General features: G+C 74.1%; 5 protein-coding genes. 2 read left to right on the forward strand and 3 right to left on the reverse strand.

From position 1 onward, the window contains the following. Nucleotides 1-18: 18 nt before the first annotated feature. Nucleotides 19-2,352: a glycoside hydrolase family 31 protein gene (locus tag ABEE00_RS10065; RefSeq protein WP_345744960.1), complete on the reverse strand. Its 2,334-nt coding sequence runs from the start codon at nt 2,350-2,352 to the stop codon at nt 19-21. Between the two features lie 431 nt (nt 2,353-2,783). On the opposite strand from ABEE00_RS10065, the gene ABEE00_RS10070 reads away from it, so the two are divergent. Together ABEE00_RS10070 and ABEE00_RS10075 are read left to right on the forward strand one after the other, a co-directional pair. Continuing rightward, on the forward strand, nt 2,784-4,829 hold the full coding sequence (locus tag ABEE00_RS10070; RefSeq protein ID WP_345744961.1) for an acetoacetate--CoA ligase: 2,046 nt from the start codon (nt 2,784-2,786) through the stop codon (nt 4,827-4,829). Between the two features lie 156 nt (nt 4,830-4,985). Next, on the forward strand, nt 4,986-5,969 hold the full coding sequence (locus ABEE00_RS10075; protein WP_345744962.1) for a hypothetical protein: 984 nt from the start codon (nt 4,986-4,988) through the stop codon (nt 5,967-5,969). A 93-nt stretch (nt 5,970-6,062) separates the two neighbouring features. Here the strand turns inward: ABEE00_RS10075 and ptsP are convergent, their stop codons facing one another. After that, nucleotides 6,063-7,733, reverse strand: a complete 1,671-nt coding sequence (gene ptsP / locus ABEE00_RS10080) for a phosphoenolpyruvate--protein phosphotransferase (protein ID WP_345744963.1) — start codon at nt 7,731-7,733, stop codon at nt 6,063-6,065. Between the two features lie 145 nt (nt 7,734-7,878). Further along, nucleotides 7,879-8,328 carry a PTS sugar transporter subunit IIA gene (locus tag ABEE00_RS10085; protein WP_345744964.1) on the reverse strand — a complete coding sequence of 150 codons (450 nt, stop codon included), beginning with the start codon at nt 8,326-8,328 and terminating at the stop codon, nt 7,879-7,881. Nucleotides 8,329-8,757 lie beyond the last annotated feature (429 nt).

The following is an 8,757-nucleotide window of genomic DNA, read 5'->3' on the forward strand; positions in this document are numbered from 1 at the left end:
TCATCTACCAGCAAAGGCTCAGGCCCGCACCCGCACGCGGAACTCCACCGCGCCGCCGTCCTCCCGCTCCACCACCGGGCCGCCGCCCCGCAGCCTGACCTGGAAGCGCTGCGGCTCGGGGTGCTCCCAGCCGTCGCCGCCGTGCCCTATCACCAGCCCGCTGCCGGTGCGTCCCTTCGCCGGGGACCACACGTCCAGCTCGGTCTCCCCGTCCCGGCCCGCCACCGGAATCGCCGCCCCTGCCCTGGCCAGCACCGGAACGCGGGACAGCGGCGCCGGCACCCGCACCTCGCCCGGGCCCTCGTACGCCACGCCGGTCGCGGTGTCGTACCAGCGCCCGCGCGGCAGCCGTACGGAGCGCTCCCGCACCCCCTCGCCCAGCACCGGCGCCACCAGCAGCGCGTCGCCCAGCAGGAAGGCGTCCTCGCAGTCGCGCAGCGCCCGGTCCGCCGGATGCTGCCACCACAGCGGCCGCACATACGGGGCGCCGTAGCGGTGCGCCAGGTGGGAGAGGGTCACGAAGTACGGCAGCAGCCGCTCGCGTTCGGCCAGCGCGGCCGCGCAGTGCTCCAGCACTTCGGGCCCGAACTCCCAGGGCTCGCGCCGCCCTGCACGCCGCCCGCCGTTGGTGCGGAACAGCGGCAGGTACGCGCCGAGCTGGAACCACCGCAGATACAGCTCCGGCGGGGGAGAGGAGGTGAACCCTCCGATGTCGGGGCCCGAATACGGGATGCCGCTCAGCCCCATGCCCAGCACCAGCGACAGCGAGGCCCGCAGCCCCTCCCAGCCCGTCGCCACCTCGCCGGACCAGGAGCCCCCGTACCGCTGCATCCCCGCCCACCCCGAACGGGACAGCAGGAACGGGCGCTCGGCCGGCCGCAGTTCGCGCAGTCCGCCGTATCCGGCCTCGGCCATGGTGAGCGCGTACACGTTGTGCGCCTCGCGGTGGTCGCCGCCGCGGCCCTCCAGCGCGTGCCGCGAGGAGAGCGGCAGCGTGGGATCGCCGAAGGCCGCGCGCGAGGTCGGCTCGTTCATGCCGTGCCACACCCCGGCGAAGCCCTGCGCCAGCCGCTCCGCGTACAGCCCGCCCCACCATTTGCGCGCACGCGGATCGGTGAAGTCGGGGAACACCGCCTCGCCGCGCTGCAGCACCCCGCGCACCTCGCGGCCCTTCGCATCCCGTACGTAGGCGTCGGCGGCCGCTCCGCTGTCGTACACCGCGTTGCCCGGCTCGGCGCGGACGGCGGGGTCCATGGCGGACACGAGCCGCACGCCCTCGTCCTCGCCGCCTCCGCGCAACTCCGCTGCCAGGCCCGGCAGATCCGGGTACCGCTCCCGGTCCACCGTGAACACCCGCTGCCCGTCCAGGTGCTCCGTGCCCAGGTGCAGCGCCCGCAGCGGAAGGCCGCGCTCCCGGTAGCCGGCGACCAGGCGGCGCACCCCGTCGGCGCCCTCGGCGCCTGAGCGCGCGTGCTGGTGCCCGAGCGCCCAGCGCGGGGGCAGCGCTGGTGCGCCGGTCAGCGCCGCCCAGCCGTACAGCACGCGGGCCGGTGCGCCGGTCAGCACCCAGTACCGCAGGGGACCGCCGCCGAAGCGCACCTCGCACCGACCCGGCCTGTCGTGCCCCGAACCGTGTCCCTCGACGCCCTCCCGCAGCGAGACGCGCGCGTCCCACGGATTGTCGTGGAAGACCAGGTGCGTGCCCGCGTCGGCGACCACCATCTGCACGGGCACGGTCACGTACAGCGGGCCGTCCCCGGGTCCGAAGGCGCCCGGATCGGTGTTCCACAGCCGGTAGCAGCCCTCCCGCAGCCGCGGCCCGCCCGGCCTGCCGCCCAGCCCGAAGAAGCGCGCGTCGGCGGCCACTTCGGAGCGCACCATCCACCGCGCCTCGCCGCCCGTGCCGTCCGCCGTCTCCCACCAGCGCGGCGGCAGGTCCCTGCGCAGCAGCACACCGCCGGGGGTGCACACCTCGACGGCGCCGTGCCGGGACACCTGCACCAGCACCCGCTCGGAGACCACCCGCCAGCCGCCGTCCTTGTCCGGTTCGAGCCCGGCCCGCGTGTCCGGCGCGGGGCAGGCACCGGCCAGCGCGTACGAGGGCTCGGGACCCGCGCCGTCCCAGCCGAGGAACACCCCGCCGCCGGTCGCCACCCGCACCCACAGCGAGGACCGCTCGAAGCGGATCACGCCGCCGCCGGGGCGCTGCTCGGCCCCGCACGCCAGTCCCGGTGTCCTGGCCCGCTCGGCCCGCTGCCGCGGCAGCCCGTCGGCGTCCGTCCGCCTCCTCCGCCAAGCCGTACGCACGGACCCTCCGGTCCGCGCAACCCACCCGAGAGCACGCGCATCCATGCTGCTCAGCCTCCCATTACGCCAGCACCCAAGTCACCGCCGTTCAGCTCACGTTCATCTGACCGCCCACACGTCGACGAGCGGCGGGGCCCTCCTCCCTCCCCCCTCCACGAGCTGTGGGCGGTCGGTCCGCCCGAGGGGCGGAACGGGCGGGCACAGCGGACCGCACCCTCGCACCCGCCTCACCACGCACCCAACGAGGCACCCACGTGCCCCCACCACACACACGCCGCCCACACCATGTGCCCCGCACCCTGGCGCAACAGTTGATCAGGTGGCATCGTCGCGACCGACCGCCACCGACGGACCGGCACCCGGGCATACCGCCCGGCACAGCCACTAGGGCACACGCCGCTCGGCCCCGCGCCCCGCACCGCCCCATCCGCCGGCAGGCGGCACCGCAGACACCGCCGTCCGCCCCGGGAGCCGCCATGCCCACCCCGCCCCACCCCGCAGAGCACGCCGCGACTCCCGCGCCCCTCTGGCAGCCCGCCGCCGACCAGGTCGAGCAGGCGCAGCTCACCCGCTTCCACCACTGGGCCGCCGCACACCACGGCGCCCCGCACCCCGCGCCCGGCGACCCCGCGCCGAACTACGCCGCGCTGCACCGCTGGTCGGTCACCGAGCTGTCCGCCTTCTGGAAGGCCGTCGCCGAATGGTTCGGCGTGCACTTCTCCACCCCGTACGAGAGCGTGCTCGCCGACGCCTCGATGCCCGGCGCGCAGTGGTTCCCCGGCGCCACCCTCAACTACGCCGAGCACGCCCTGCGCACCGCCGACGACCCCGAGCGCGCGGACGAGCCCGCGCTGCTGCACGTCGACGAGCGGCACACCACGGGCGAGGCGGGCACCCCGTACTCCACGGTCACCTGGGCCGAGCTCCGCGACCGCGTCGCCTCGCTCGCCGCCGAGCTGCGCCGCCTCGGCGTGCGCCCCGGCGACCGCGTGAGCGCCTACCTGCCCAACATCCCCGAGGCCGCCATCGCGCTCCTGGCCACCGCGGCCGTCGGCGCCGTCTGGACCTCCTGCGCCCCCGACTTCGGCGCGCGCAGCGTCCTCGACCGCTTCCAGCAGGTCGAGCCCACCGTCCTGTTCACCGTCGACGGCTACCGGTACGGCGGCAAGGAACACGACCGCCGCGACACCGTCGCCGAGCTGCGCCGCGAACTTCCCACGCTGCGCGCCGTCGTCCACGTACCGCTGCTCGGCACGGAGGCCCCCGAGGGCGCGCTCTCCTGGGCGGACCTGACCGAGTCCGGCGACCGGCAGGACCTCCACTTCGAGCAGGTCCCCTTCGACCACCCGCTGTGGGTCCTCTACTCCTCGGGGACGACCGGCCTGCCCAAGGCCATCGTGCAGTCCCAGGGCGGCATCCTCCTCGAACACCTCAAGCAGCTCGGCCTGCACAGCGACCTCGGCCCGGGCGACCGCTTCTTCTGGTACACCTCCACCGGCTGGATGATGTGGAACTTCCTCGTCTCCGGCCTCCTGGTGGGCTCCACCGTGGTCACGTACGACGGCAGCCCCGGCTATCCGTCCGTCGACGCGCAGTGGCAGGTCGCCGCCGCAACCGGCACCACCTTCTACGGCACCTCGGCCGCGTACGTGATGGCCTGCCGCAAGGCCGACGTCCACCCCGGCCGCGAGCTCGACCTCTCCCGCCTCAAGTGCGTGGCGACCACGGGCTCCCCGCTGCCGCCCGACGGCTTCCAGTGGATCCACGACGCGGTCTCCGCGGGCATGTGGACCGCCTCGGTCAGCGGCGGCACGGACGTGTGCAGCTGCTTCGCCGGCGCGGTGCCCACCCTCCCGGTGCACATCGGCGAGCTCCAGGCCGCCACCCTCGGCACCGACCTGCAGTCCTGGGACCCGCACGGCAAGCCGCTCGTCGACGAGGTCGGCGAACTCGTGGTCACCAACCCCATGCCCTCCATGCCGGTCCGCTTCTGGAACGACCCCGACGGCAGCCGCTACCACGACAGCTACTTCGACATGTACCCCGGCGTGTGGCGGCACGGCGACTGGATCACGGTCACCTCGCGCGGCTCCGTCGTCATCCACGGCCGCTCCGACTCGACCCTCAACAGGCAGGGCGTGCGCATGGGTTCGGCCGACATCTACGAGGTCGTCGAGCGCCTCCCGGAGATCCGTGAGTCCCTGGTCCTGGGCGTCGAACAGCCCGACGGCGGCTACTGGATGCCGCTCTTCGTCCACCTCGCCGAGGGCGCCGTGCTGGACGACGCGCTGCGCGACCGCGTGAAGCGCACCATCCGCGAACAGCTCTCGCCCCGGCACGTCCCCGACGAGATCACCGAGATCCCCGCCGTGCCGCACACCCTCACCGGCAAGCGCCTCGAAGTCCCGGTCAAGCGCCTCCTCCAGGGCACCCCGATGGACAAGGCGGTCAACCCGGGCTCGGTCGACAACCCGGACCTGCTCGGCTACTTCGAGCGCCTGGGACAGGCCCACCGGCAGTGACCTGCGAGCAGTGACCCGCGAGCAGTGCCCCCTGCACGGGCCCGCGCTCCTCGTCGCCGGATGTACGGCGGCCGAAGCGCGGGCCCGTTGTCAGACCCCCCGACTACCGTGAGTGCACGGCTCTTCACCTGACCGTACGCACTCCACGGGGGACCCATGCCTCAGGCCCGCACCACCACCCGACGCACCCGACGCACCCGCGACACCCACACCCGCCGCGCCCGCGGCCGCGCGGCCCGCCACCGCAGGGCGCTGCGCAGGGAGGCCCCGAGCACCGTCGCCCTGCTCGCCCGCGAGCCGGACTTCGCCCTGATGCGGGCGTACCGCTCCTTCGCCTTCCGCGACCACCGCCGCTACCTCCGGCGCATGGAGCAGCTCCTGCGCCACCTCACCGAGGACGGCATCCACACCCGCGTCGCCCTCTTCGACCCGGTGGAGTACGGCCTCTACTGCCGCCGCGAAGGGCTCGACCCCGACACCCCGGCCAGCCGCGCCCGCTATGTCGCCGAGATCGCCGCGTCCCGCGACACCGTGGCGTATGCGGGACAGCCCATGCCCCGCCTGGCCCGGCGCCTCGCCGAGACCCACGCGCGCGACCGCGCCCGGCACCTGGCCGACGCCGTGCTTGACCGCGTCGCGCCGTGCCCCGACTGCGGCACCGACCTCGCACACGCCGCGATGGCCCGCGCGGCGCGCGCCCTCGCCGAGCTGTTCTCGGCAGCAGGACCCGGCGGCCACCACCTGGTGTGCAGCATCGCCGTGCCCGGCACCCCGCTCCTCGCGGCGGCCGAGGCCCGCGCGGGATCGGACGGCGTCCCCCTGCGCATCAGCGAGGACGCGGCCCTCGCCCTCACCGCCGTGCTCGCCGCGGGCCTCGCCACCGGCAGCCCCGGCGGCCTGGTGCTGCGCACCCGCGCCGAGGACGGCACCGAGACGGTGCGCGGCTGGACCCTCGACCCCGGGCCCTGCTGGCTCCACCCGCTGACCGCCGCGCAGGTCTTCGCGGCGTATTGCACCGACCCCGGCACCGGCGACCCCGTGCCGCCCGAGCCAGGTGTGGAGCACCTCCCCGGTTACCAACTCCCGCACCCGGGCGAGGACTTGCACTGCGACGGCCGCCCGGGAGGCCCACTGCCCTGACGTCCCGCCCCCGCACACGAAGAACGGTGCCGGCCGCCCCGCCCCGAGGGGCGGCACGACCGGCACCGTCACCGGACTCCTACGCCTGCGGCGTCACTCCCCGGAGAGGACACCCTGCGCCGCGGCACGCGCCTCCTCGGCGCTCTCCGCCGCCCGCGCGGCAGCGGCGGCACGCTCGCACTGCGCCAGCGTGTGCTTGGCCAGCGTCGCCCGCACGTACGGAATCGAGGCCGCACCCATGGAAAGGCTGGTGACCCCCAGACCCGTCAGCACACAGGCCAGCAGCGGATCGGCCGCCGCCTCGCCGCACACGCCGCAGCTCTTGCCCTCGGCCTTCGCCGCCTCGGCGGACAGCGACACGAGGTCGAGCAGAGCGGGCTGCCACGGGTCCTGAAGCCGGGACACGGCCCCGACCTGCCGGTCCGCCGCGAAGGTGTACTGCGCGAGGTCGTTCGTCCCCAGCGACAGGAATTCCACCTCCTGCAGTACCGACCGCGCCCGCAGAGCCGCGGCCGGAATCTCCACCATGGCGCCGAACTTGGCCTGCAGCCCCGCCTCACGGCACGCGTCGGCGAACGCCTTCGCGTCCGCCCGGTCCGCCACCATCGGCGCCATGACCTCGAGGTACACCGGCAGCCCCTCGGCCGCCTTCGCCAGCGCGGCGAGCTGCCCGCGCAGCACGTCGGGGTGGTCGAGGAGCGTGCGCAGACCACGGACGCCCAGCGCCGGGTTCGGCTCGTCGCCCGGCGTCAGGAAGTCCAGCGGCTTGTCGGCGCCCGCGTCCAGCACGCGCACGACGACCCGCCCCTCGGGGAAGGCCTCCAGCACCTCCCGGTAGGCCGCGACCTGCTTCTCCTCCGACGGCGCCTTGGTGCTGTCGTCCAGGAACAGGAACTCCGTACGGAACAGCCCCACGCCCTCGGCGCCCGCCTCCACAGCAGCGGGCACGTCGCCGGGACCGCCCACGTTCGCCAGCAGCGGCACCTTGTGCCCGTCCGAAGTCGCCCCGGGACCCTTCGCCGCCTCCAGCGCGGCCTTCCGCTCGGCCGCCGCCTTCCGCAGCTCGTCCCGCTTCTCCTCGCCCGGGTCCACGATGACGTCCCCGGTGCTGCCGTCCACCGCGATCACGGTGCCCTCGGCCAGCTCACCGGCACCGGGCAGCGCCACGACGGCGGGAACCCCGAGCGCCCGCGCCAGGATCGCGCTGTGGCTGGTGGGCCCGCCCTCCTCGGTCACGAAGCCGAGGACCAGCGCCGGGTCGAGCAGCGCGGTGTCGGCGGGCGCCAGATCACGGGCGATCAGCACATACGGCTCGTCGCTGTCCGGCACACCCGGCATCGGCACGCCCAGCAGCCGCGCCACGATCCGGTTCCGCACGTCGTCCAGGTCGGCCACCCGGCCCGCCAGGTACTCCCCGGCATTCGCCAGCAGCGCCCGGTACGCCGCGAAGGCGTCGTACACCCCGCGCTCCGCCGTGCTCCCCACCGCGATCCGGCGCTCCACGTCGGCCATCAGCTCGGGGTCCTGGGCCATCATCGCCTGGGCCTCGAGCACGGCCTGCGCCTCGCCCCCTGCCAGGTTGCCGCGCGCCATCAGGTCGTTGGCCACGGCCTCCACGGCCTGCCGCGCCCGCTGCTGCTCCCGCGGAGCGTCGTCCTCCGCGATCTGCTTGGCCGGCGGCTCGAGCACCGCGGTGCCCATGTGCCGCACCTCGCCGATCGCCACACCGTGGCTCACGCCGACGCCTCGAAGGGTTGTGTCCATCTCACCCGTCTCCGGTCTGCACGGAGGCACCGGGCCTCCGCGGTAGTTCTCTTAAACGGCCGCATCCGGCCCGCGACGCACGGACGTCTCCCTCGTCCGTACGTACAAGCCCCGCCCCGCGTTCCACGGGACGGGGCCGAGACCATCACTCCCAGGTGAACAGCGCCCCGCCGGCCTCGACTTCGCCGTCCTCGGCGAGATCGGCCAGCGCCTCGGCGCCCGCCTCCAGAGCGATCACCGGCGAGATCGGGGACTTGCCCGCCTCCTCGACCGCCGCGGGGTCCCAGCGCACGATGGACTGCCCGCGCGTCACGCTGTCGCCCTTGGCCGCGAGCAGCTCGAAGCCCTCGCCGTTCATCTGCACCGTGTCGATGCCGAGGTGGGTGAGCACGCCGTGCCCGTCCGCATCGACCACCACGAAGGCGTGCGGATGCAGCGACACGATGATGCCGTCGACGGGAGCGACCGCCTCGGTCCGCTCACGCACCGGGTCGACGGCGGTACCCGGACCCACCATCGCGCCGGAGAACACCGGGTCGGGAACGGCCGCAAGGCCAATGGCACGTCCAGCCAGTGGCGAGGTCACGGTGGTCATGGGGAAGCCTCCGAAGGGCGGGAAAACGATCAGCCGCCGTCACTGCCTGTCCCGGACGGCGCGCCGCTCAGAAGCGTAAGACATAGAAACGATCCCTTCCGCACGAGCGTGCGGGCGCGCCGGAACGCCCCTTCCCCGCCGCCGATTTGCCTCGCCTCTCAGCACCCCTGTACTGTCTACGACCTGCCCACCGCCGAGAGGCAAAGGGCAGTCCCCGACGAACCAGGCCGAGCTTCCAACTCGGCTCCCGTTCCTGCCAGTTGGCCGATTTCGGATCACGGCAAACGGTTTGGTAAGGTCGGAGACACCGAAGGGAAAAGCCCGGAGGGCCGGAGACGGTCCAAAGGAAGCGTCCGTTCCTTGAGAACTCAACAGCGTGCCAAAAGTCAACGCCAGAATATGTTGATACCCCGTCTCACGGTCTTTGTC

It is taken from the genome of Streptomyces odontomachicola (genome assembly GCF_039605595.1).
Classification (GTDB): domain Bacteria; phylum Actinomycetota; class Actinomycetes; order Streptomycetales; family Streptomycetaceae; genus Streptomyces.

Coding starts and splice junctions, on each gene's coding strand:
- ABEE00_RS10075 (WP_345744962.1), top strand. CDS start 4,986: ATGCCTCAGGCCCGCACCACCACCCGACGCACCCGACGCACCCGCGAC.
- ABEE00_RS10070 (WP_345744961.1), top strand. CDS start 2,784: ATGCCCACCCCGCCCCACCCCGCAGAGCACGCCGCGACTCCCGCGCCC.
- ABEE00_RS10085 (WP_345744964.1), bottom strand. CDS start 8,328: ATGACCACCGTGACCTCGCCACTGGCTGGACGTGCCATTGGCCTTGCG.
- ABEE00_RS10065 (WP_345744960.1), bottom strand. CDS start 2,352: ATGGATGCGCGTGCTCTCGGGTGGGTTGCGCGGACCGGAGGGTCCGTG.
- ptsP (WP_345744963.1), bottom strand. CDS start 7,733: ATGGACACAACCCTTCGAGGCGTCGGCGTGAGCCACGGTGTGGCGATC.